The organism is Chryseolinea sp. H1M3-3 (assembly GCF_029360725.1).
Lineage (GTDB): Bacteria > Bacteroidota > Bacteroidia > Cytophagales > Cyclobacteriaceae > Chryseolinea.
Genome location: NZ_JARKMY010000010.1, coordinates 836,729 through 861,558, shown reverse-complemented (window position 1 = coordinate 861,558; position 24,830 = coordinate 836,729). Strand labels below are relative to the sequence as shown.

Sequence of the window (24,830 nt, the reverse complement as noted above, 5' to 3'; positions counted from 1 at the left end):
CCTAAAAGTAAGTGCCATTTTTATGGCGCCAAATACGTAACAAAATAAAGGCGAAAACAATACCACCTAAGTGAGCAAAATGTGCAACACCGGCGCCGCTCAGTAAGAAGGTAACTGCCCCTAAAACCCAAACCAAATATTTTGCTTTTAATGATACAGGCGGAATGAGTAATCTCATCTCCATATTAGGAAACATCATACCAAAGGCCATCAATATTCCATAAACGGCACCCGAGGCACCCAACATTGTTCCATAGGTGATGTTTTCAAAGAAAAACAGGTTTATAAGTAAATGAAACACGCCGGCACCAATACCTGTTACTAAATAAAACATCAAAAATCTTTTTTGACCCCAGAAATTTTCAAGTACAGGAGCAGTTGAGGCCATCACCAGCATATTGAAGAAAATATGGAAGAAGTCACCATGCACAAACATGTAAGTGAACAACTGATAAGGTTTGAAACAATCTGTGCGCACATTCCACATGGATAAATAGCCGGTGATAACATCGTGTCTGAGATAATCGGAAAATCCGGCGCCGGCACCAAAACAATAATTAAAATCTCCTTTTGGTGCAACCAATGTAGCGATGAATATCATCACATTGATCATTATTATATTTCTAACTACAGGTGTGAGTCTTAACATAGTTTCAAGTATAGTCTACCGAAAGTAACTTTCTATTTTATTCAACCCAAAAATAAAGAAGGTGGGTTTGCCATCAGGCGCATAATTGGGTGTAGAACAAGCAAATAAAGTATCCACAATAGATTGCATCTCTTCCCGCTCCAATTTTTGTCCACTTTTAAGGGCCGCCCGTTTTGCAAGCGATCGAGCCAGGTTTTCACGTATGGGAATGGCAAGTTCAGATTGATTCATTTTAAACTGTTCAATTAACCCTTCGAATAATTCCTTTTCGCGTCCAGTTGAGACATTCCCCGGTATTCCATTTACAATAAACGTATTTTTGCCAAATACCTCTATTTTAAATCCTAAAGCTTCGATTTCCGGTTGCATTTCCAAGATTAATGTGAAATCGGCGGCACCAAAGGTGATTGCTTGCGGAAACAAACTCTGTTGACTGGCTAAAGAATGAGTCTTGAACTGGCTTAAATATTTTTCGAATAAAATTCGTTCGTGTGCAGCCTGTTGATCGATAATCATCATGCCTGATCTCACTTGCCTGACAATATATCTTTGATGAAGCTGACATAATATTTTCTCCTCAACGATGTCACCACTTGAGGATTGATTCAATGCGCTTTCGAAACGCAACGTTTGAACCGGTTGTGCAGGAGGATTGGATTGCTGAAAAAATGATTTTGATTCATCGCCTTCATAAAGTTTTTCCCAATGATCACGGTTCGATCGTTGCACTCCTGAGCCAAAGCGCTCTTCAAAATATACTTCTTTAGATTGATTGGCAGCCTGGCTCAACTTGGCAATGATATTAACATCCGCATTAAAATCAATCGCAGGAGTCAGGTTATGCGTACCTATAGCCTGACGTACCGATGAAAGCACGACGGCGTAAACAGCACGTTCATCATCAAATTTTATCTCTGTTTTTGTAGGATGAACATTGACGTCGATGTGTTTAGGATCGATTTCTATGAAAAGAACATAAAACGGAAATGTATTTTCAGGGAGCAAACCTTCAAATGCAGTCATAACAGCATGATTGAGATAATTGCTTCTGATAAATCGTTTGTTAACAAATAAAAATTGTTCGCCTCTTTTTTTCCGGGCAAACTGAGGTTGTCCTACATAACCCGTTATTTTAACTAACGGAGTTTCTTCCTGACATGCTGCTAATTGTTCCTGATAAGCTTTTCCAAAGATATTAACGATACGTTGGCTTAATTTTCCGGGGGGAAGATCGTACTCCAATGAATCAGTTTCAATGAATTGAAAAGCGATGTCTGGATGTGAAAGTGCAAGCCGCTGAAACTCGTCAAGAATATGTTGATATTCGCTCGCATTTGATTTTAAAAAATTTCTTCGCGCGGGAATATTATAAAAAAGATTTTTTACACAAATGCTCGTTCCCTTTTCACATGCTATGAGTTCCTGCTTTTTAACATCTGACGCTTCTACCACCAATAGCGTTCCTAATTCCTGATCAGCGAGCCGGGTTTTAATTTCCATTTGGGAAACCGCTGCAATGGAAGCAAGTGCCTCGCCGCGAAAGCCCATGGTGTATAGTGTAAATAGATCTTCCGCCTTTCTAATCTTGGAAGTAGCATGCCGCTCGAGGCTCATCCGTGCGTCCGTTTCAGACATTCCCTTGCCATTATCGATAACATGAAGCAATGTCTTGCCAGATTCCTTGATGATTAATTTGATATGAGTAGCATCTGCATCAATGGAATTTTCAATCAATTCTTTTACAGCAGAAGCAGGACGCTGCACGACTTCACCCGCAGCAATTTGGTTTGCGATAGAATCCGGTAATAGTTGGATGATGTCAGGCATGAATGGTCGCGCAAGGTCAAAATTTAAAGTGCAGATTTAGCGCCTGAACTTCCTGAACTTTAGGTACAAATAAAAAGGTACAAATACAACTGCCAGGCCATACAAAGCGACTCGGCCATATTCGATGAAAGCAATAAGTCCAATGGTAAGCACCGTTAATATAATGAGCCTTAGCATGGTGGCTGAAGGATCTCTTTGCACGGTAACTGTTTTTTTTGCAGTCCGAAACGAGCCGGCTATTCTTTTCCTATAGCCGTGAATTTCATCTTCTTCTTGCTTGCCAGGCACGTCTGCGCCGAGTTCTTTACGAATCCGTTCTTCTCGTTCCTTGCGTTCCTCTTCAGCTGGATCGTAGTGCCTGGGCGTATATGCAAATCTTTTATAGTTTGGCGTCTTTGTAAATAACTGAGGTAGCTTCATATGTAAAATCTTTACGAGGATGGAATGTAATAACCAGCCGACTGGCTTGGGATGTTGGACGACTGTTTCTCTATAGAATTACGCCTTGCCAGCTTGAATTAATTAAAATCCTGGCAATGAACTTTTATCTACAGCGATGGTTTATCTTTGAAATTTCATCCAATTCCCGTTCATACATAAATCATCTTTTACCGATTAACTAATTTTATAACTTGAAGGCCGCATAAAGTTGCGTGTATAATTATCCATTTCAAAACTCAACGTGGGGATGTTGAAAAAAGTTTTTGTATATATTCTGATGATTTGCGGAATATCAGGGCAATCGCTGGCGCAGCCTGATAAAAACGCGTGGGTGGATAGTGTCTTCAACTCGTTAAGCATTGACGAAAAGATTGGTCAGCTGTTCATGGTCCCTGTTCCATCACGGGTTAGCAAAGCTGCCATTGAAAAGATTGAAAGTCAGATTAAAAGCAAAGAAGTCGGAGGAGTTGTTTTTGATTCTTTAGGCCCTGTTCAGCAAGCTAATATCACAAACCGGTTACAGCATGTTTCCCAGATTCCTTTACTGATTGCACAAGCCGCACCAGTTGGCATTGGCCAGCGCCGCGATAGTACAATACATTTTCCAGATGCGTATATCATAGGTGCTTCGAGAAATGATTCCGCAGCCTATTTTACCGGCCGGGAAATTGCCAGAAAAATGAGGTTGCTTGGAGCACATATGAATATTTCCCCTTTTGCAACTGTCGCCGAAAGTTTTCGAGATTCCCTGAGTCATTATTCTTTTGGGCAAGATAACAAACGTGTTGCATCCAGGTCGGTAGCCTTTATGAAAGGACTTCAGGATCATGGCATGCTCGCTGTGGTGAAAAATTTTACTGTTAATGGAGCCACCGTGTTAGACGTCAAAGAGGATTTTCCAGTTATGCAATTGAGTGTCGATACCTCCAAAACATTGTCCTTTTACAATTTATTTGAAAATAAAATTGCTGGTGTCATGACAGCGCCCGCAAAATTCCCGCTTTTTTATCAAGATAAAAACCTGGTTAGAAAAAATGAATTTGATGCGCCAACCATTTCGTTGTTGTTTTCTGGAGATTGGTTAGAAAAAGAGACAAACTATCAAGGACTTACCCTAATAGACTTATCGGCGAAAGAAGAAGGAGATGAAAAAAGCAAGGGAAATGATGCACTGCTTGCCTTTCAGACAGGTAATGATCTGTTGATATCGTCTGAAGACGTCGGGCCAGCAATCAGGAAAATAAAACGTTTGATAAAAAAGGAAGAGCGTTATGAAACCCTTTTAACGAAGAGCGTAAGGAAAATATTAGCCGCCAAGTATGACGCTGGTTTGTGGCGCACCACGACACTTACCACGGACAATCTCTTAGCAAAATTAAATTCCTCTGAAGCGCAAGTGATGAGCCAGAAACTCTATGAAGCGGGCGTCACAGTTATTCAAGACCAACAACAAGTAGTGCCCATTTCAACATTAGAAAATAAACGGTTTGTTTATATCAATACTACGGCCCGTAAGTCAGGAGAATTTTATCAGTACATTTTAAAATATGTTCATCCTGATTATTTCCCTCTTAGCGAAAATTCAAATGTTGACTCGCTTTTCGACGCTTTTAAAAAACAACAGCACACCATAATCATCGGTGTTTTTCCGGAAACCTCGGCGGGTGTCATCCAAAAGATTAAGGCAGAAATACAACGGTATAGCTCGGCGCACGAAATCATATTATGCGATTTTGGAAACGAGAGCTTTTTGCAGGAGAACATTCCAAATGTTACCATCATAACTGCCTATGCAGCGGTGTCGGAAACCCTGCGTGCTATTCCGCAGGTTATTTTTGGCGGCCTTAAAGCAAATGGTGTTTTGCCGTATACGTTTTCGGCCTCCGCTGCCGCGGGAACCGGATTGGAAACAGAAACACTCAGACGGCTCACGTATTCCCTTCCTGAAGATGCTGCCATGAGCAGTAAAACGTTGGAAAAAATTAAAAACATTGTCGATGAGGCAATCACTACCCATGCAACGCCCGGCTGCCAAATTCTGGTCGCACGCAAGGGTAAGGTAATATACGACAAGTCATTCGGAGGCCTGACTTACGAGCCAGCCGATTCTGTAAAAGAGGAAAATATTTATGATTTAGCGTCACTTACCAAAGTGTCAGCGACGCTTCAAACGGTTATGTTCATGTATGAAAAGGGACTGATCGACTTAAATAAAAAATTGTCTTACTATTTGCCTGAACTAAAGAACACCAATAAAAAAGATATAACGTTGGTGGAAATGCTTACGCATCAGGCTGGACTTGTGCCATTTATTCCGATGTGGACACAAACCGTGAAAGACAATGTTTTTTTGCCGCAGTATTACAGTCGCGTACAGAGCGACGTCTATCCACTTCAGGTTTCGCCCGATTTATATGCCGCCCCCCTTCTAAGAGATTCGGTATGGTCATGGATAGGCGAGTCCAAATTACAGAATAAGCCGCCACGAACACCGTATTCCTACCAGTATAGTGATCTTGGTTTTTTGTTACTTCAGCGGTTGGCCGAAAGAATTTTTAATCAGCCCATCGATGAGTTTCTTGCACAAAATCTTTACGAACCACTGGGAGCCTATACGACAGGGTTCACACCGTTGAAGAGATTTCCGGCGCAGCAAATAGCGCCAACCGAAGACGATAAAATATATAGAAAGACGCACATAGCTGGGACGGTACACGATGAGCGGGCAGCCATGATGGGGGGTGTGGCAGGGCACGCCGGATTATTCAGCAATGCAACTGATTTGGCCAAACTTGGTCAAATGTTATTGCAGGAAGGGTCGTATGGTGGATATCAATATTACAAACCGGAAACTGTAAACTTGTTTACGGCCAAGCAATTCGACAAAAGCCGGCGGGGTTTAGGGTGGGATAAACCCGTTCAAAGTGAATGGAATAGTCCGACATCACTAAAGGCTTCGCCCAGTACGTTTGGACATACGGGTTTTACGGGAACCTGTATTTGGATTGACCCGGAATTTGATCTGGTTTATATTTTTCTTTCAAACCGTGTATATCCTGATAGAAGCGGAAAACTAATCACGAGCAATATACGTTCTCGCATACAAGATGTGGTTTATGAGTCCATTTTCGATTATTGTAAATACGATTACTAAACGAGATTCGCTTTCATTATACTTACAATATTTTTCAAACATATTCGTCAAAGAAGTGACCGATGATCTTGGTTAACAAAAAGCTATAACACACACGCTTACCCACACACCAACTATTATTATTTGAAAAATGAATATCGGAATTGTCTGTTATCCAACCTTTGGTGGAAGCGGCGTAGTGGCTACCGAACTCGGAAAAGCACTAGCTAAAGAAGGTCACAAAATTCATTTCATCACCTATTCTCAGCCTACGAGATTGGATTTTCTGAATGAAAATCTATTCTATCACGAAGTAGATTTCCGGTCTTATCCTTTATTTGAATTTCCGCCATACGAACTTGCGCTAGCCAGCAAAATGGTAAGTGTGGTGAAAAATGAAAAATTGGATCTGCTGCATGTCCATTATGCCATTCCGCATGCTTCGGCTGCCTACATGGCCAAGCAGATTTTGAAGACTCACGGTATCTCAATACCTTTTGTTACTACGCTTCACGGCACGGACATAACGCTGGTTGGTAAAGATGCTTCTTATGAACCTGTGGTCACTTTCAGCATCAATCAATCGGATGGTGTTACCGCCGTTTCTAATCATCTGCGCAGTGAGACGTATGCGTCCTTTCAGATTACCAATGACATTGAAGTGATACCTAACTTTGTCGATCTTGAGAAATTTAAGAAACAGAAAAAAGAGCACTTTAAAAAAGCCATTTGTCCCAAAGACGAAGCTTTGGTGGTACATACTTCGAATTTTAGAAAAGTAAAGCGGGTTCAGGACGTAATTAAAGTATTCGCCAATCTTCATCAGGAAATTCCCAGTAAGCTTTTATTAATAGGGGATGGCCCAGAGAGAACCCGAGCAGAAGCGATGTGTCGCGAACTCGCGATATCCGATGATGTGCGTTTTTTGGGGAAGCTGGAGGCGGTTGAAGAAGTCCTTTCCGTGGCGGATCTGTTCTTAATGCCTTCAGAAAAGGAAAGTTTTGGTTTAGCAGCGCTCGAAGCGATGGCATGTGAAGTTCCTGTTATCAGTTCAGATGCAGGCGGTTTACCTGAGCTAAATGTTCAGGGCGTGACTGGTTTTTTGAGTTCGGTGGGAGATGTTGAAGACATGACACGCAAATCATTGTTTGTCCTGGATAAAAACAATTTGCCCACTTTCAAGATAAATGCTTTAAAGCGGGCACAGGAATTTGATATCAGCAAAATTTTACCGCTGTATGAAAACTATTATCATAAAATACTAGAAAAAACTGCATCCAAAGCTACAATATGACGTACATTAAGGGTGAGCGATTTGTATACTTTAAGATGAATGTTTTATGACGAAGGAAGTTACACCGAAGAATAAAGGAACGCAAAAGCTCTTCCAAAACCCTGTGCTGGAGAAGTTGACGCGAACCCACATTGCCATCCCGTTAAGTATTTTTTCTGTTTATTCAATTGGGCTGTTAATTTGGAGTGCAACGCACACCAATCTTTCAGTTGCCACGACGGTGGGAATGTTTTTAGTAGGATTTATCGCGTTTACCTGGGTAGAATATGTAACGCATCGGTATGTTTTTCATATGAAAACATATTCGGAGCTGCGCGCAAAACTTCAATATACCATTCATGGCGTGCATCACGAGTTCCCTAAAGATAAAGACCGGCTTGCCATGCCTCCGCTGTTAAGTGTGACTATTGCAACTATATTATTGTTGTTGTTCAGATTAGTCATGGGTGATTTTGTGTTTTCATTTTTGCCAGGATTTTTGGTTGGGTATGCTGCATATCTTGCCATCCATTACATGGTTCATGCGTTTGCACCACCAAAAAATGTTTTCAAATTTTTGTGGGTGAATCACGGTATTCATCATTATAAAAATGGAGAAACAATTTTTGGTGTCTCATCTCCCCTTTGGGACTATATCTATGGTACCATGAAGGAAAAGAACCTGGGTGTTAAGCACCATCACTAAACCCAATCCCATTATCAGTCTTACCTTTCGAGGCAATTTTTTGTTTTTATCCAAAAGGAAATCAGTATTTTGGGTTAATGAATTCGTGCCTCATTTTAATGCCCAACCTTTTAGAAAATAAAGGCTGGTGTCGAACAGAATATTGCAATTAAGGGTTAAGTATGAATAAGTGACGCAAAATGCTAGGTTACAGATTTTCCCGCTACACACCACCACCTGAAAAAGCCCAAAGTGACTTTGACAAGCTGCTTAAAATTTTTATGCAGCTTATTTTAATTACTTCTGGTAATGTTGCCGAGGCATTACAATGGCTTACAGAAGTAGACCGCCAGTATGGTCTCACGAATGATAAATACGGAATCGGAGATTTTATTGAAGATTTAAAACGAAACGGGTACATCACGGATGAAGGCCCCAAAGGGGAATTTAAGCTGAACGCCAAGAGCGAGCAACGATTAAGACAGTCGGCCTTAGAGGAAATTTTCGGTAAACTTAAAAAATCAAAATCGGGAGAGCATAATACATCTCATAGCGGCCGCGGGGATGAGCAAACCACTGAAAGAAGGGACTACGAATTCGGGGATACATTAGACCAGATTTCGGTCACCGATTCATTGAGGAATGCGCAGATCAACCACGGGCTGGACAACTTTTTCATGACAGAAGAAGACCTGGAAGTGATGGAAAGCGAATACAAGACACAGACCTCCACCGTGTTAATGATAGACATTTCACATTCGATGATTTTGTATGGTGAAGATCGGATTACGCCTGCCAAGAAGGTAGCCATGGCGTTGGCCGAGCTGATTACAAAAAAATATCCTAAAGACACGCTCGACATTCTGGTATTTGGCGACGATGCATGGCAAATTGAAATCAAAGATCTTCCGTATCTTCAGGTAGGTCCATATCATACCAACACCGTGGCAGGATTGGAATTGGCGATGGATATACTTCGCAGAAGGAAGAACTCAAATAAACAGATTTTTATGATCACGGATGGTAAACCAACGTGTATAAAACAAGGAATTAAATATTATAAAAATGCATTCGGACTTGATCCGAAAATTTTAAATCAGACGTTAAACCTTGCAGGACAATTAAGAAAGCTGAAGGTACCCGTCACAACCTTTATGATTGCAACGGATCCCTACTTAAAAGCTTTTGTTCGCGATTTTACTAAAGCAAATAATGGCAACGCTTATTATAGCAACCTGGAAGGATTGGGAAATCTGGTGTTTGAAGATTTCAAAAGAAATCGCAGGAAGAATTTATAGTTAGTGCAACGTCCATGATCGATGGCTCATTGCCGAGCTGCGATTGATACCCTAGTTAAATTAATTTCATAGAATGGATCATTCAAAAATAAATACGCTGGCTCAACTGAAGAGTTCAGGATACAAATCAAAATCAATTAAAGAGGAGCTCCGTGAAAATCTCATTAGCAGATTAAGAAATAAGCAGACGGTATTTGAAGGCATCTGGGGTTATGAAGAAACCGTAATTCCAGATCTGGAGCGCGCCATACTCGCAGGCCATGATATAAATCTGCTCGGTTTACGCGGACAGGCAAAAACTCGGTTAGCACGTTTGATGGTTAATTTGCTGGATGAGTACGTTCCTGTGATTGCGGGTTCGGAATTAAATGATGATCCCTTCTATCCAATATCAAGATTTGGTAAAGATAAGGTCGCTGAGATGGGTGAAGGAACGCCTATTGCATGGCTGCATAGAGAGGAACGTTATTCAGAAAAGCTCGCAACGCCAGATGTTTCTATAGCAGATCTGATCGGTGATGTGGATCCGATCAAAGCTGCTACCCTCAAACTACCTTATTCTGATGAACGTGTTATTCACTTTGGATTAATACCACGTTCCAACCGTAGTATTTTTGTCATCAATGAATTGCCCGATCTACAAGCAAGAATTCAGGTTGCACTCTTTAATATTTTGCAGGAAGGTGATATTCAGATACGGGGTTTTAAAATCCGGATGCCCTTGGATATTCAGTTTGTATTCACAGCAAATCCTGAGGATTACACCAACCGTGGAAGTATCGTAACACCTTTAAAGGACCGGATTGACAGTCAGATCATCACGCATTATCCAAAAACATTAGAGATTGGAAAACATATAACGCAGCAAGAAGCGCGTCTTAAAGCCGAGCAGCGGCGACTTGTTTCAGTAAACGAAATTGCAAAGGACCTGATTGAGCAGATTGCCTTCGAAGCGCGCAAGAGTGAGTATGTCGATTCAAAGAGTGGAGTATCTGCGCGCCTTACTATTTCAGCCTATGAAAACTTAGTTGCATCCGCCGAGAGGAGAAGCATTTTGAACAATGAAAAAACCGCGCAAATAAGAGTGCTCGATTTTGTTGGTGTTATCCCTGCGATCACGGGAAAAGTAGAATTGGTGTATGAGGGTGAGCAGGAAGGGCCGGGCATTGTGGCTCAGAATTTAGTAGGCAAAGCGTTGCGTACGCAGTTTGTAAATTATTTCCCCGATCCGGATAAATTCAGAAAGCAAAAGGAGAAAAGTCCGTACAGGAAAATTTCAAATTGGTTCGGCGAAGGAAACACGGTTGACTTATTGCATGACATGAGTCAAAGTGAATTTGAAAAACAAATTAATGCGATTCCTGGATTGAGAGACCTTGTAAAAGAATTTCATCCTAACCAGGATGTAGCAACTACTTTATTTTTGATGGAGTTCGCGCTTCATGGTCTTGCAGAATATAGTTTGATCAGTAAACATTCGCTCACAGCTGGTTTACAATTTAAAGATCTATTGAGCAGCATGTTTACCCTTCCAAAACCTGACGAAGGTGATGATGAGGACGATGAGATTATGGGCAGAAGAAAATTCTAACTATTTTTTTCAACTTCGCGAAAGTTTGATGTTTGGGAATTTTTATTTAGAGCGCTTATCTTTTAAGGCCACGATGAAATCACATGAATCTTTTCCGCTAAATCCGACGCAGGTACAGCAGCTTAAGCGATTGGTCTCTCATGGTGAAGGCGCTACATTAGAATTTAAACGCAAGGCAACCTATCCGGAAAAAATTGCGCGTGAAATGATTGCATTCGCTAATACTCATGGCGGCATTCTGTTAATAGGAATTGGTGATGATGGAACCCTCGCAGGATTAAAATATCCTGAAGATGAGCTGCATGTCATGAATGAAGCTTTGAAAAAGGTGCGGCCTGCCTTACAATACGCGATAACCATTATTCCAATTGGGAATGCCAGAACAGTTATTCAATATGAGGTACCCGAAAGCAAACGCAAACCTCATTACATTCTTGGGGAAAATAAAAGCAAAGAGTCATTTGTTCGGGTTGACGACAAAAGTATAAAAGCAAGCCGGGAGTTAAGGGAGATTGTGAAGCGGAAACAGCGCATGAAAGATGTCCGTTTTCACTATGGCGAACATGAAAAAATTTTAATGCAATATTTGGATCAGAAAAAGGTGATCACGCTGAAAGAGTTTGTTAACCTTAGTGGATTGAATCGCTTGTATGCTTCGCGAAAATTAATTCTGCTTGTACTTGCCAATGTATTGAAAATCATTCCAAGTGAAAAGGGTGATTTGTATGCGGTGAAAGGTTAACTTAATAACCAAGCAGCTGAAAAATTTCCTAATTGGTTGAAGCCTATTCTTTATCGGCGAACGATAACCTTCACGACCGACAAGTAAACCATTTATGGAAGGCGCTATCGAATAAACGATAAGTCCTATCGAGGCCAAAAAAACTTAAAATTAGTACAGGTTTTCATTTCCATTCATTACATTTCGTAAACAAGTTCTTTGTGAAGCATGGCAAAAACCAAAAAGGAAAAGAAGGTATTCGTCCTCGATACGTCAGTTATTATTTATGAACACAACTCCATTCTAAACTTCGATGAACATGACGTAGGCATTCCGATCACGGTGCTGGAGGAATTAGATAATTTTAAAAAAGGCAACGACACCAAAAATTTTGAGGCCCGCGAATTTATTCGTCTGATCGACAAGTTGGCGAAAGGGCAAATGCTTCATAATTGGAATCCCATCAATGGGAAAGGCAAGGGTCACTTTAAAGTGCTGATGGACACTAAGAGCGCGATTGACGCTAACAAGATTTTTAATGAAGAGAAACCCGATCACCGGATTTTGAATTCAGCCCTCCAGTTGCAAAAAGAAGCCAAAGACAAAAAAATAATATTGGTTTCTAAAGATGTGAATCTAAGGCTTAAAGCAAAGGCACTTGGTTTACAGTCTGAAGATTACACTACCGGAAAAGTACAAAACATTTCTTCGTTATATACCGGAAAGACGATCGTTGAAGAAGTCGACGCCAACATGATTAACCTGCTTTATGAAAAAGGGTATTGCCCGCCGGGTGAAATGTTGGATAAAATGACGCCGGTCAAAAATCATTATTACATTTTAAAAAGCGGAAAGAAATCGGCTTTAGCCTATTACAATCCATTTAACGAAATGTTAGAGCATGTCGAGAAACGTGCTGTCTATGGTATAAAACCAAGAAATGCAGAGCAGACATTTGCGATTCATGCCGCTCTTAAACCAGAGATTAAATTAGTTTCAATTCAAGGCGTTGCGGGCACAGGAAAGACCTTGCTTGCATTGGCTGCAGCACTGGAACAAAAAAAGGAATATAAACAGATATACCTTGCTCGGCCTATTGTTCCCTTGAGCAATAAAGACATTGGATATCTCCCTGGTGATATAAAGTCGAAGGTAAATCCATACATGGAACCCTTGTGGGACAATCTGAAATTCATTCAAAATCAGTATAACGAAACAGACAAAGAATTTTCCCGCATCACTGAAATGGTGAATCAGGAAAAATTGATGATTACGCCGCTTGCCTACATCCGTGGGCGCAGTCTATCCAATATTTGTTTTATCGTTGACGAAGCCCAGAACTTAACACCTCACGAGGTTAAAACGATTATCACTCGCGCTGGAGAAAACACAAAAATTATTTTTACGGGCGATATTTATCAGATCGATACACCTTATCTGGACTCACAAAGTAACGGACTGTCTACACTCATTGACCGATTGCAGAATCATGAGTTATACGCCCACATCACGTTAGAGAAAGGCGAACGGTCCGAATTGGCAAACCTGGCAAATGAACTTATGTAGGTTTCCTGGCAGTTAATGTTAAATTCCAATCCCCGAAATTTCATATAACACAATTAAGGGTTTCTACAACGCGGACAATTCGAAGACCATAGTTGTTCTGGTGCACTAGGTAACCTCGTCCAAAGAGCTATCTTAAGTCTTAATATTTTTCGTTCTCGTTCGGAAAATCCTTAGACTTAACATCTCCAATGTAACGGGTAACTGCATCTGTCATGATCTTATGCAAGTCGGCATATCTTCTTAGAAAACGTGGCTTGAATTCTTTTGTAATCCCAAACATATCCTGCATAACAAGAACCTGCCCATCACAATCCGGACCGGCACCAATACCAATGGTCGGTATTGAAATGGAGGAAGAAACATTCTTGGCAAGATCGGCCGGAATTTTTTCAAGGACGATTCCAAAACAGCCGCATTGCTCAAGCATCTTGGCATCTTCCATTAGTTTGCTGGCTTCTGCGTCATCTTTTGCCCTGACAGTATATGTGCCGAATTTATATATAGATTGCGGCGTTAAACCCAAGTGCCCCATTACCGGAATGCCTGCGCTTAAAATTCTATCCACCGATTCCTTCACTTCTTTTCCTCCTTCTAACTTAACGGCATGAGCACCCGATTCTTTCATTATTCTAATAGACGAACGCAATGCCTCACTTGAACTTCCCTGGTAAGTTCCAAACGGTAAGTCAACAACTACGAGGCAGCGTTTAGCCGCACGCACGACGGATGCAGCGTGATAAATCATTTGATCCAACGTGATAGGTAAGGTCGTTTCGTGACCAGCCATAACGTTGGATGCCGAGTCACCGACTAAGATAATATCAATTCCTGCACCATCTATGATCTTTGCCATACTAAAGTCGTAGGCGGTTAGCATAGCAATTTTTTCACCGCGATTTTTCATTTCGCGAAGTTGATGCGTGGTGATTCGTTTGATTTCTGCCTTATGTGAGGACATTCGATTGAGGTTAAAGTTCAAAGTTACGTCTGCCAAATGCGGGCAAATTCAAAGTCAATTGTTTTTATAAGTGTTGCCTGCATTTCGACTTCCGTTTTAAAACGTCAGACTAAATATACGGTTCCCTCACTGAGGTTGACTTCCACGTGGTCTTTGATAGTCGTGGCTAACTCGTAACCAGTGTACTGCGGATAAATTGGAAACAGCGTATGACTACGGTTTACGAGTACAGCTGTTTCAATTTTTTTTACTTCGACAGCAAGGAATGGTTTCATTCCATAGGCAAATGTGCGGCCTGTGTTTAGCACATCGTCGACCAGTATAATACATTTTTTCTTCAGCTCCTTTAAATCACAATCTACTTTTATTTCACTTTGCTGAGGTGCAAGTTTATCAAGACTTACTTTAACGAGTTTAATTTCTAATGGAGAAATATGTTGCACTTCCTTCGCAAGAAGTTCAGCGAGAACATAGCCTTGGCCCTCAATGCCAGCGATTACAACACCTTTTTCTTTGAAGTTGTGTTCAAAAATTTCATACGCCATGCGTTTTATTTTCTGCTTCACCTTACGGGTGTCCAATATCAATGTCTTGTCAGCTACCATAAAAAATATTGCTAATCTTATCTGTTAGTTATCGATAGTCAAACCGTCTGGCGATGGGGAACGTTAAATATAAATCCGAATTAGTTCGGTATTGGCATCGACTTACTGTCTTTAAAGGTAGAAAGAATTACCAAGGATTGAAGACTATCGACGACTTCAATGTTTGATACTTGCTCCAGCATCAATTGCTGATATGCTGCAATATCAGCAGCAACTATTTTGAGAATAAAATCACCGGCTCCTGTGATATGATGACATTCAATGACTTCATCAATTATCTGGATGGCTTTAATAAATTTTTCGATGTTTTCTTTGTTGTGGCCTTTTAACGTAACCATGACAAAAGTACTCACTCCAAGTCCAATGCTCCGTGTATCAACAACCGCGTGATAACTTTTTATCACACCGGATGATTCCAGTTTGTTGACGCGTTCCAGTGTGGGAGCCGGCGACAATCCGATTTCCTTCGCCAGTTGCGCATTCGTGATATTAGAGTTCGCCTGAAGAATTTCCAGAATTTTTCGATCTGTGTTGTCCAGCTTAAGTGTTTTCATAAAAAAGGAAGGTCCAAATAAAATTCGGTCAAAAATAAGATAAAATTATAATTGTTTTGAAAAAACGGCCCTTAAAGAATTTTAGGCTAATAATCTTTTACAGCAGTTTGATAAAGCTTTTCGAGTTTCCCAATCGTATTGGAGAATGAAAATTTTTGCCTCACGCTTTCATAAGCCTTAGATGCCATCAATTGACGTCGCTCAGGATTTTTGATCAGATAATCGATAGCATTGGCCATTGCATCAATATCCTTAAGGTTCACCAGGATGCCGGTTTCGTTTTGATCAATAATTTCCGAGGGTCCGCCGCTTCGGGTGGCGACTACGGGCCGGCCATAATACATAGCTTCCAGACACGTCATGGAAAATGATTCTGACTCAGAAAAATTGAGAACAATGCCAGCATGAAGATATTCATTGGAGATATTATTGGAAAAATCATGGAACGAAACCTGGTCCTCTAGGTTAAGGCGGTTTGCCAATGCCATCAAATATTTTTTGAAATCTTTATTTTTCTGCAATCCCATATCACCGCCGACGAACCGAAGGTTCCACTGCGAATGGCTTCGAGACACTCGCGCGAAACTCTCAAGGGCAAATTCGTGACCCTTGCCTTGAATATAATTTGCAGGGTAGAGTATAGTGTTACAGTTGAGCGTTGAAGACAATGCAACCTCTTCGGCTGGTAGCTCATTGCCAATAACTACAACCTTTTCCTGGTAAGGCAATTCCTTTCTTACAGCTTCAGATACGGCAACAGTCGCCATCGCATAACGGTGATGCAAAGCGCACCAGAATTTAACCAGCTGTTTCGGAAATTTTGAAGGAAGGAAACGGACATAGCAAATGTAAGGAGCTCTTCCACCGAGGATCTTATATCCTGTGGCAATTAAATTATAAAAATCGTTGACAACCAGTAAGTCAACCTTAAGGCGCTTGGTGATCTGATACAGCGCGAACGAGTTATAAAAAAGTGAAGGGCCGTAACCAATTAATGAAACAAAGTTTTTTCTTAATTCCTTCATCGGTAATTCATATGCGTCAAAACCTTGTTCACGAACAAACGATAGGGCCCTGCTTTGCTTAGGTAAAATAAAAATGAAATTAAAATTATCTGCCAGACCTTGCGAACTGCGAATGATGGATTTAAGCGCACCGGTAATCGCTATTGAATTCTCAATGATTAATATACTGGGCTTGCTCATGCGTTTGTCTGCGGAGTTCATTTTTTTAAGCAATGACATAGTGCCATCGTTGCAAAGTTATACCGACGCCACCGTTCTTTTCCGAAAATATAAACATTGGTTCTCATGAATAATTTCAATGCTCGTGATATTGATTAATAAGATTTAACCATTTCAGTTGGATGTTTTTACGGTCAAATGCCAAGACCCTTTCTTTACCTTTTGAAGTCAGCTGTCTGCGCTGCTCGGCGTTATTCATGACAGCAATAATCGTAGAAGTCCACTGGCTTAAATTTTCTTTTTCGGCCAACGGCATTAGAATGCCACACGGAGAAAAAACAGGTGACGTGATGGGTTGATTGGATGCCAATCCGGGTGAAATAATTTCTCTTGGTCCGGTGTAACAGTCGGCAGCGACAACGGGGACCTCACACGCCATCGCTTCACATAGCGCTAATGGAAATCCTTCCCAGGAAGAGGTCATCAGATATAATGACGCTCGATGCAAATAGGGATATGGATTTCGTTCATAACCAAGAAAGTATACATCGTAATTCAGGTTAAATGACTGGGTTGCGTCCCACACCGAATAAACTGTGAGATTATTTGCCTTGCAGTAATTCAACAATGCATCCCTCAGCTCACCATCACCTAATATCATCAATCTTGAATTCGACTCTTTTTTAAGCGTTATATAAATATCGACCAACGCAAATAAGTTCTTTTGACGCGATAGCCGGCAATGAGTTATCAATACCGAACGGGTTGAAAATAATTCTTGGATATCCCGGGATACCGATTGTGTCGCCTTGGTAAAAATATCATCCAACACAAAGCTGTTATAAATCGTTTTGATTTTTGAACTAGGAATATTAAAAACTTCGTTGAGTTCGGCGCCGATGCCTTCGCTCACGGCAATAACTTTATCAGCCCGTCTATACGCGGCGGGGATTAAAACCTTCTTTCGAAGCGTGCCCAAAATGCCTTGGATATTTTCGTCGTAAGCTTTGGTGCCGTGGATCCAGCAAATTATTTTGTCATTAAGCCTCGAGAGTACATTCACATAATCCGCACCCTCTAAATGGCTGATGGAAAAATCGATGTTGTGTTCCTGTTTAATTTTTTTTAACGCGGCAACTCTTTTCCAAAAGGAAACAATTTTATCAAACCCACTTTTTCCTGCCGGTACATCGAGAGAGATAATGTTCGATTGCCTGTCATCTTCAAAGGTGTCATCCCAATTAAAAACACAGCCTATGGTATTGAAATGCTTCGAGTAAAATTCAAGTTGATCACGAAAAACCTGTTGTGCGCCACCTTTGCCTAAATTCGGTATAACTAATAAAATTGATTTTTTCTTCATTTAGGTTTGTTCAACTGAGTCACTAATATACCTGCTGCATCATTCACAAAGTTGTTATTCTGAAATTTCCTGCAATACCTTATCGATTTCACTATGCGCATAGGTATGTTGTAAAAGTCTGATTGGTGTAAATAGAAAATTCCTGTTCTGTTGCCGCTCGGGCGAATGCAGGAAAGTTAGGCCATTCTGATCAATGGAATAACAGTAGTATCCGAGATGCATAAGGAAATTAAAAATCTTGTCAGCGTGCGTAGCATCGATTTTCCCTTTCATGGCGGGAAATTGACTGATTAGAATTTCGTATTCCAGGATTTCAATTACTACCAGCGGTCGTTTATATTTTAAAATGGATTCAGCGCCTTTTAAAACTTCCAATTCATAGTACTCCACATCAATCTTAATAACATCCCGTTGGGTGATTGGTAACTCAGCGAGAAGGTCGTCCACTTTTTTCTGCCGGACGGCAATTGTTGTGTATTCAATGTTATGGAAGTTCTTTGTATAAGCTGCATTTGAAGATGCAGTGGTGGATATGCTTAGATCCTTCGGAATTGTAAATTCTACCGTTCCTTCAGTTGACCCGGCTGCATTTGGAAAAGCTTTGATGTTTGTTAGTTTGTTGATTTCAACATTTTGAAGTAATCTTCTATAGTTACTCGGATGTGGCTCGATGCTCACGACGTTCAGATCCTTATTTGTCAGGGCACTATAAATCGAGAAGATACCAGTGTTGGAACCGACATCAATAAAATACCTGCTTTTTTTTGTCAAGGCTTTTATAAGCTGAAATTCCTGGGCTTCGTACCCATTGTTATAGAAAAGCTCGTTGGCGATATGATCATCAGCTTTTGAATAGATTTTAAAGGATATATTATCTATGCATATAGTAACGACTCCGTAAATGCGATATAATGATGTTAGTTTCTCTATAGGTGTAAGAGAACAATGAATTGTTTTTATCACGATTCGTAAAATCGGATTTATAATGATATTGTCTCGGAGCAGCTTTTTTATCACAACTTCAATTCAATAATTATTATCGTTACTTGATTCATCAAATGTATACTGATCGCAGTAGTTCGTTAAAAAAAATGCTTAACAGATGCCAGAAACCTTTTTCGAAGAATAACGGTAGGGTCATACCGTATTGCTCTTAGTAAATATTTAATTGTATCGAATCTCCTTTCTTTTGTCAACGATAGAATTAACGTTAGAAAGGTGTAGTGATTTGCAAAATGATAAGCGATCTTATGCTTATACGCTCTAAGAAATGGGAGATCTTTTTTTAGGTACGCAACAATGGTATCAGTACTTGCAATTAACTTATCTGGGTTGATATTCATCAAGCTGCGTGCTTCATGTTGCACCACTGCGGAGGTAACTGTGTTGTCGAAATAGAATGGATACCGCGCAGCCAGCCTTAACCATACATACCAATCTTCCGAAAGAATTGCTGATGAACTGGGAATAAAATTTATTTCCGTTGCAATGTCCCTTCGGATGAAGATCGCATTTCCATGAATAATATTTTCGTCAATTAATTTTTCCTTAAATGAATTATCGAAAGTATTTCTGACGAGGATTCGGGCACCCTGCTCATCCACGAACTCGTAACCCAAATGACCAACCTCTGGAAAACTATTACGTTGCAGTAATTCATAGGCAACTTTTAAATGGTTGGGATACAGAACGTCGTCTGAATCCAGAAATCCAACATACTTGCCCCTGGCCTGCATAATCCCATAGTTGCGCGCAATACTTCTTTCCTGGTTGTCTTTAAAAAAATATCTGATGCTTGGAATTTTCTCGGACATTTCAGAAATCACAAGCTTTGTGTTGTCCGTGCTACCATCATCAACTACAATTATTTCATAAGATGAATATTGTTGCGCAAGAATGGTTTTAATAGCCTCAAGAAGTCGCACCGCCCTATTATACGTGGGTACGACAATGGAAAAGAAAGGCGCATTTTCTTCGAGGCTCTCCATGCATGTTAGTTTACCAATAGCAGTTGCTATCTATTGTGACGTGTCCGGCAGGCGTTTCTTCCGGCAGGGGTTTAATCCAATATGAATTAAATATATGACTGAAATTCGGATCGCTTTCCCACCGGCTTCCCTTTATTCCGAACAATATCTGAGTGTTTCCCCCAAGGTGTACAGCCTTTTTCCTTAGATCCCTTTTAATCGAAGCTGCGAGTGGCATTCCATAAGCGCCACAGCCCAATATGGCAATATCAAAATCTATTTTTGAAAAATCAGTTTTCATGGCATCCAGTGCTTCAAACCAGGTGTTAAACCCCTCAGGTTTATTTCCGGCAATACTTTGAACGGCCTTATAAGTGATCAATTCAAAATCGGGAAGGGTATGCGCACCGGAAAAAATTTTGTCTTTTATTTTGTACTGACTTTGTATTGATTTTGAAAACGGGTGAACCACTAAAATTTTTTTGTCTTTGAGTGCCGTTGTCCACGGGTCACGATGGAGAAAATGATAAAAATCATGGAAGCGCATGAATTTAGTATCAGGCATCATATCCTTAATCCACATTTCACCACCAAGCCAGCTACCCAATACATCAATCTCTTTCATGTCTCTCAGAATTAATTCGCAAAAATTTTCAATCACTTGAATATCTTTTGGAAACAATCCGGCATTGTGTGTGATTATCTTCAAGGTATTTTTATTCCACCAGGGCTCAACTTTATCACCCTTTATAAAGGATAATAATTTGCGAAACTCGGATGTGTCTTCTTGAATATGGAGATAAGTTAATAGTGCGCGCAGCTCGCTGTGACCAAATCTTGAAACTGCAAATGGCGCATTCGATGCAAGTCCGTCGCGTATAAGATCAGATGCAGACTGTTCAAAGTAGTCACAGTTGTCGGAAGTTGTTTCAAACTTATCCTTGAAGCCAAGACCAATTCTGAAAAACCTCCTAAGGTTCAGCGCAAGTTTTTGTTCTACTGCAGTCATGTTTATTTAATCAACTCCATTTTTCAATGTCATGTAACCAGGCATCCAGCAACTCCATTTCCTCCTTGCTCGAAATAATGTTTTCCTTTATCAGCGCATTATAGCAAACGCGCAGATTATGAGCGATGTGCTCAACACCACTCCGTAGCGGTGCATTTTCAAGTATTTGCTTGATTTTGTTATTGAATAAGTATCCAGGAACTTCTTGCTCAAAGTCCCGCAACAAGTTGTGCTCGTTTCTTTCCTGGAATACGGTGGCGTCATGAAAAGTTAGCTGCCAGTTGCATTCCCATGCAATTCGCTGTGCAACGAAACTCCGCCAGATGTCAGTCATGCGAAATGAACAATAAGATGGAAGGTATAGCAATGGAAAAGCTTCCTTGTACCATGTTGTGTTCTGGCTATTAAAGGGAGACCATAGCCCTTTTGCAAGCCTGATGGGCTGTTGACGTTTATTGAAGTTCAGTGGAAGGAGATGTGTCATTCGAAAAATAGCATCGACATCCGGGTTTCCGTCAGCTAGCCCCTGCTGGATTGGGCTAAAATAATCTTTGCCGTTTGTGCTTAGTTCTACCGTTGCATTTTGGAGAATATTCTCGAGTGGTAGGCCGCGGGGCCAAATAGGTCTGTCGCTATAAAGTGAATAGACATTATACCAGCCCTGGCCCGTTATTTCCATTGAATTTAAAAACTTGGTGCGCGGGACCCAAAAACCTTCGACAGGAATATTATCGTCATCGGTTTCAACAATGATGGCGGAGCCATTCTTAATAGCAAGAAGGTATCCAAGGTTTTTACGGGTATAGTGTCCAATGGGGCATAACGCCGCAAGTTGAAAATTGAATTTGCGTTGCATTTCAACATTAAAAAATTGCGCGCCCTTAAGAAAAAAATTTGCTGGCGATTTTGAATCTCCAACAATAAGGAACTCCCAGCCATTTTGTGCTGCACCTCTGGCCAGTTCCTGCAGTGATGCATTAGGTTCAAAAATGGAGGTTACAACAATTGAAACTTGCTCAGTCATTTAGTTTATAGTTTACTTAACATTTCGTTTGCCCTTTTACTTGTTAAATGCTTTTGCAGGAAAGCACCGTGGTCAGGAATTGTTTTGGCTTCCAGGTACGACGTTAAAATATTCTTAAACTGGTCGTAATTTTTTACAGAAACACAAACTTCCTTTATGCCATAATGGTTGAAATCAGCATTGTCAGGATAAATTCCAATTAGTTTGCAACCACACGCAGCACTTTCAAGAAAGCGAGGCGTGACTGGCGCGAAACCTCCCGTACGGACTTTGTCTTCATCAAGACCTGGAGCTGATACCAGGCTGACTTTTGATCGCTTGAGTAAACCAATGAAGTCTTCCCTGTTTTTAAAAACACCCAACACCCCGGATTTATTTGAAACGATGTTGACATTGTTTCCTGTTTTCTTTGCGCATACATAATGCGTTGCAGGATAATCTTTTAGATACTGTGTCATAAATTCATCTAACGTGGCGTTGCTTCGCCCCATTTGTATGATGTCGATATCTCGAAAAAGTCCATCGGACTGATTGAAATATTTATCCGGCAACGACAAGGAAAGAAGCTCTATCGTTAGTTTTACTCCAGCTTCTTTCAGATAGTCATATACCTCACGGCTGGTGACAAATACGACAGGACAGATCGCGAAGACGGATTCCAGTCGTCGAAGATCTTCATGTTTCCAAAAATCAATGATAATGGGAATTACATTGTTGCGTGTGTAAAATGAATATACGCCTGCTGGACCAATATGAAAGGCGACATAGTATTTTTCTGGACTAAAAAAGAATTGATCGCATCGTTGGTATGCATTTAGACGGTTTAATATTTTCTTGAATAACCCCGGCTTGTAGATTTGATCGTAACGCTTTCCCACTGGAATCAGGGGTACATTTAAAGTACTTGACAGCTCATCCTCCCACTCAAACACAATGTCCCAATAGTGTGGCTGAGGAGTATCACGTATCGTATATATACCACTAATCTGTTTCATCACGTAAGCATTAAAGTGATATTGTCCTGAAGTGTGTGAATATCAACCATCAAATTTGCGTCTTGCACTTCCCCTGCCTGATCCGTGTCACAAGCCTGGTAATAATATTTGTGCGATAGCGCGTTGCTTAATGAATAATAATAATAATTTTCTCCATTCACTTTTGTAGTCAGCTCGAAAACAACGGAACGACTAGGCATGAATATCATATTCGTCAGACCTGCACCATGAACACCCGCCAATACGGTTGTTTCCCGCAGGAGCGCCAATTGTTGAGTGAATGATAGTCGTTCGAATTCCACAATCTCAAACCCAAAAGACAAAAAAGTTTGAAGTACATCGGCTTCGTTAAGAATGCGTCTTTTATCTTGTGATACCCTGCGAATAAACAATTTCCGGGGCGTTCCTGTGATTGGTGTTGCAATCAATTTGTCACGCAGAGTAATAATTAGATCATCATTGTAGTCGCCAATTTGAATGTCGCGTGTTGCATACCAAAGATTCTCAATTGTATAGTATTGTTCTTTGCGTTCCAGGGTTTGCCAGGATTCAACATTCAATAATTTCAAACTAGCAATATGAAACTCGGTTTGGTGATCTTCGGGAAGAAGCAGTATAAAAGGGTTATTTGCTTGTTGGGCTAATATTAGCCGAGGCAGTGCCTGGGTAATCCAATGATAGTAGTTCTGTGTCCAGCCATCATGAATGAGAAGATAAGGACATTCTGCACGCAGGTTCCTTTTCTTCCAATTCAACAAAATGAAAATAATTCCTTTGATGTTATGATGTTTTATCCTCTTTCGAAAAAAGAGAAAACTTATCTTCAGTGGGAATATTCCTTTAAATAAGGTGCTGTCTGGTAAGACATTTACAGAATGAAACTGATAGATCTTTAGAGCAGGACAATCATAGTGTCTTAGATTTTCAAAATACACCTTATCCTGCTCCCTTACATTTGATGGCAACGTTCTGACAAATCTTTTCTTATCAAACTGTGTCCTCATAAAAAGTGGTTATGAGGATTTACTTTTATGCGCGTGGATTAACCCCGTTTGACCATCTTCAAATGTTGATTTGGTAAGATCAAACCCTTTTCTTAAAAATTGATTTTCTATATCTGAAGTATCATTATTGTGCCATTCAATAATGTAAAAGTCAATCAAGTCAATGACATCTTTTTTAAACAGTTGTTCAAGAATTTCAAACTCTGCCCCTTCGCAATCCATCTTACAAATTTTTTTCACGCCGGGCTCAAGCTTGTTTATTCTAATGACTTCTTCTGCGACATCGATCAACGAAACGTTTACCAACTTAGCATCCGGAAATTTTTCTGTGGCAGGTAATCCATTCAACCCCATCCTTGCCTTACTGGTAATGGAGTAAGGTAATTGCAGTTGCTTGTTTTCTTTTCCTAAGCCTACGTTTAAGCTTGTGATTTTCCTGGCATCGTTCAGCGCAAGATTGCGTTGAGCTTCGAGGTAAGTAGGTTCAAATAATTCATACGCATATACCCTGCGAACATTTTTTTGTCTCGAAAAGAATAATGCAGTGGCGCCAATATTTAATCCAATATCGATGACAACCACTTCATCGCGTGTTTTGAAATTATAGTCCCCGGACACAAACACTTCATGAATTACAAATAATTCGTCTGTGAAATTGACATAGAACCGTACACCCTGAATAGATAGAAGCAGTGCTCCGTTAGCATCATATGTAAACTTGCCCCCTCCGTTCACTATTATGCGTTTGGCCATATCATATCCGGCAATCAGGGGGGAGGTTGCATCATTTACCGTTATATCGAAAAGCTTAAGATAATATTTCTTTTGCCGCTGTTCCCATTCCTCATAGGGAATTCCATAAAAGCCAAGCGTATTAAATCTTGGTGTATTACTTTTCCGGACTTCAAGCCCGAAGAGACCCAATATTTGTTTTGTGACCTGTTTAACCATCTGGATTCTAATATATATTGGGATTAGACTTC

Annotated in this window: 22 protein-coding genes; 7 read left to right on the top strand and 15 right to left on the bottom strand. The window is 40.5% G+C overall.

Annotated features, from left to right (window positions below):
* Position 1: 1 nt before the first annotated feature.
* The 3 genes from P2W71_RS20495 to P2W71_RS20485 are packed head-to-tail and all read right to left on the bottom strand — an operon-like array spanning position 2 to position 2,896.
* Entirely contained in the window at positions 2-649 is a 648-nt protein-coding gene (locus P2W71_RS20495) for a rhomboid family intramembrane serine protease (protein ID WP_276373196.1), read from the bottom strand.
* Positions 650-664: 15 nt separating this feature from the next.
* Complete coding sequence (gene mutL / locus P2W71_RS20490) at positions 665-2,476, bottom strand: DNA mismatch repair endonuclease MutL (protein ID WP_276373195.1); 1,812 nt, start codon at positions 2,474-2,476, stop codon at positions 665-667.
* A gap of 36 nt (positions 2,477-2,512) precedes the next feature.
* Entirely contained in the window at positions 2,513-2,896 is a 384-nt protein-coding gene (locus P2W71_RS20485; protein WP_276373194.1) for a hypothetical protein, read from the bottom strand.
* A gap of 268 nt (positions 2,897-3,164) precedes the next feature.
* On the opposite strand from P2W71_RS20485, the gene P2W71_RS20480 reads away from it, so the two are divergent.
* The 7 genes from P2W71_RS20480 (at position 3,165) to P2W71_RS20450 (ending at position 13,184) form a co-directional block, all read left to right on the top strand.
* The gene (locus P2W71_RS20480; protein WP_276373193.1) at positions 3,165-6,071 is read left to right on the top strand and encodes a serine hydrolase; all 2,907 of its coding nucleotides are present in this window, start codon (positions 3,165-3,167) and stop codon (positions 6,069-6,071) included.
* A gap of 130 nt (positions 6,072-6,201) precedes the next feature.
* Positions 6,202-7,344 (top strand): N-acetyl-alpha-D-glucosaminyl L-malate synthase BshA, encoded by a 1,143-nt coding sequence (bshA, locus tag P2W71_RS20475; protein ID WP_276373192.1) that lies wholly within the window; start codon positions 6,202-6,204, stop codon positions 7,342-7,344.
* 46 nt (positions 7,345-7,390) lie between these two features.
* Positions 7,391-8,029: a sterol desaturase family protein gene (locus P2W71_RS20470; protein WP_276373191.1), complete on the top strand. Its 639-nt coding sequence runs from the start codon at positions 7,391-7,393 to the stop codon at positions 8,027-8,029.
* A 179-nt stretch (positions 8,030-8,208) separates the two neighbouring features.
* The gene (locus tag P2W71_RS20465; protein ID WP_276373190.1) at positions 8,209-9,306 is read left to right on the top strand and encodes a VWA domain-containing protein; all 1,098 of its coding nucleotides are present in this window, start codon (positions 8,209-8,211) and stop codon (positions 9,304-9,306) included.
* A 73-nt stretch (positions 9,307-9,379) separates the two neighbouring features.
* Positions 9,380-10,897, top strand: a complete 1,518-nt coding sequence (locus tag P2W71_RS20460; RefSeq protein WP_276373189.1) for a magnesium chelatase — start codon at positions 9,380-9,382, stop codon at positions 10,895-10,897.
* A gap of 73 nt (positions 10,898-10,970) precedes the next feature.
* Complete coding sequence (locus P2W71_RS20455) at positions 10,971-11,639, top strand: ATP-binding protein (protein ID WP_276373188.1); 669 nt, start codon at positions 10,971-10,973, stop codon at positions 11,637-11,639.
* 207 nt (positions 11,640-11,846) lie between these two features.
* Positions 11,847-13,184 (top strand): PhoH family protein, encoded by a 1,338-nt coding sequence (locus tag P2W71_RS20450; protein ID WP_276373187.1) that lies wholly within the window; start codon positions 11,847-11,849, stop codon positions 13,182-13,184.
* A 139-nt stretch (positions 13,185-13,323) separates the two neighbouring features.
* Here P2W71_RS20450 and panB read toward each other — a convergent pair whose 3' ends face one another.
* From panB to P2W71_RS20390, 12 genes are all read right to left on the bottom strand, one after another.
* Complete coding sequence (gene panB / locus P2W71_RS20445; RefSeq protein WP_276373186.1) at positions 13,324-14,142, bottom strand: 3-methyl-2-oxobutanoate hydroxymethyltransferase; 819 nt, start codon at positions 14,140-14,142, stop codon at positions 13,324-13,326.
* A 104-nt stretch (positions 14,143-14,246) separates the two neighbouring features.
* A complete protein-coding gene (locus P2W71_RS20440; RefSeq protein WP_276373185.1) occupies positions 14,247-14,747 on the bottom strand; it encodes a phosphoribosyltransferase family protein in 501 nt (166 codons plus the stop codon).
* A gap of 80 nt (positions 14,748-14,827) precedes the next feature.
* On the bottom strand, positions 14,828-15,301 hold the full coding sequence (locus P2W71_RS20435; RefSeq protein ID WP_276373184.1) for an Lrp/AsnC family transcriptional regulator: 474 nt from the start codon (positions 15,299-15,301) through the stop codon (positions 14,828-14,830).
* A gap of 86 nt (positions 15,302-15,387) precedes the next feature.
* Complete coding sequence (locus P2W71_RS20430) at positions 15,388-16,527, bottom strand: glycosyltransferase family 4 protein (protein ID WP_276373183.1); 1,140 nt, start codon at positions 16,525-16,527, stop codon at positions 15,388-15,390.
* A gap of 94 nt (positions 16,528-16,621) precedes the next feature.
* Entirely contained in the window at positions 16,622-17,848 is a 1,227-nt protein-coding gene (locus P2W71_RS20425; RefSeq protein ID WP_276373182.1) for a glycosyltransferase, read from the bottom strand.
* Positions 17,849-17,902: 54 nt separating this feature from the next.
* Entirely contained in the window at positions 17,903-18,811 is a 909-nt protein-coding gene (locus tag P2W71_RS20420; protein ID WP_276373181.1) for an FkbM family methyltransferase, read from the bottom strand.
* 119 nt (positions 18,812-18,930) lie between these two features.
* Complete coding sequence (locus P2W71_RS20415) at positions 18,931-19,836, bottom strand: glycosyltransferase family A protein (RefSeq protein WP_276373180.1); 906 nt, start codon at positions 19,834-19,836, stop codon at positions 18,931-18,933.
* Between the two features lie 10 nt (positions 19,837-19,846).
* Positions 19,847-20,824: a hypothetical protein gene (locus tag P2W71_RS20410; protein WP_276373179.1), complete on the bottom strand. Its 978-nt coding sequence runs from the start codon at positions 20,822-20,824 to the stop codon at positions 19,847-19,849.
* A gap of 10 nt (positions 20,825-20,834) precedes the next feature.
* Complete coding sequence (locus P2W71_RS20405) at positions 20,835-21,848, bottom strand: STELLO glycosyltransferase family protein (protein ID WP_276373178.1); 1,014 nt, start codon at positions 21,846-21,848, stop codon at positions 20,835-20,837.
* A gap of 5 nt (positions 21,849-21,853) precedes the next feature.
* Positions 21,854-22,843: a hypothetical protein gene (locus P2W71_RS20400; RefSeq protein ID WP_276373177.1), complete on the bottom strand. Its 990-nt coding sequence runs from the start codon at positions 22,841-22,843 to the stop codon at positions 21,854-21,856.
* A complete protein-coding gene (locus tag P2W71_RS20395; protein ID WP_276373176.1) occupies positions 22,843-23,847 on the bottom strand; it encodes a glycosyltransferase family 61 protein in 1,005 nt (334 codons plus the stop codon). The genes P2W71_RS20400 and P2W71_RS20395 overlap by 1 nt, the downstream gene beginning before the upstream one ends.
* A 9-nt stretch (positions 23,848-23,856) precedes the next feature.
* Positions 23,857-24,798 (bottom strand): FkbM family methyltransferase, encoded by a 942-nt coding sequence (locus tag P2W71_RS20390; protein WP_276373175.1) that lies wholly within the window; start codon positions 24,796-24,798, stop codon positions 23,857-23,859.
* Positions 24,799-24,830 lie beyond the last annotated feature (32 nt).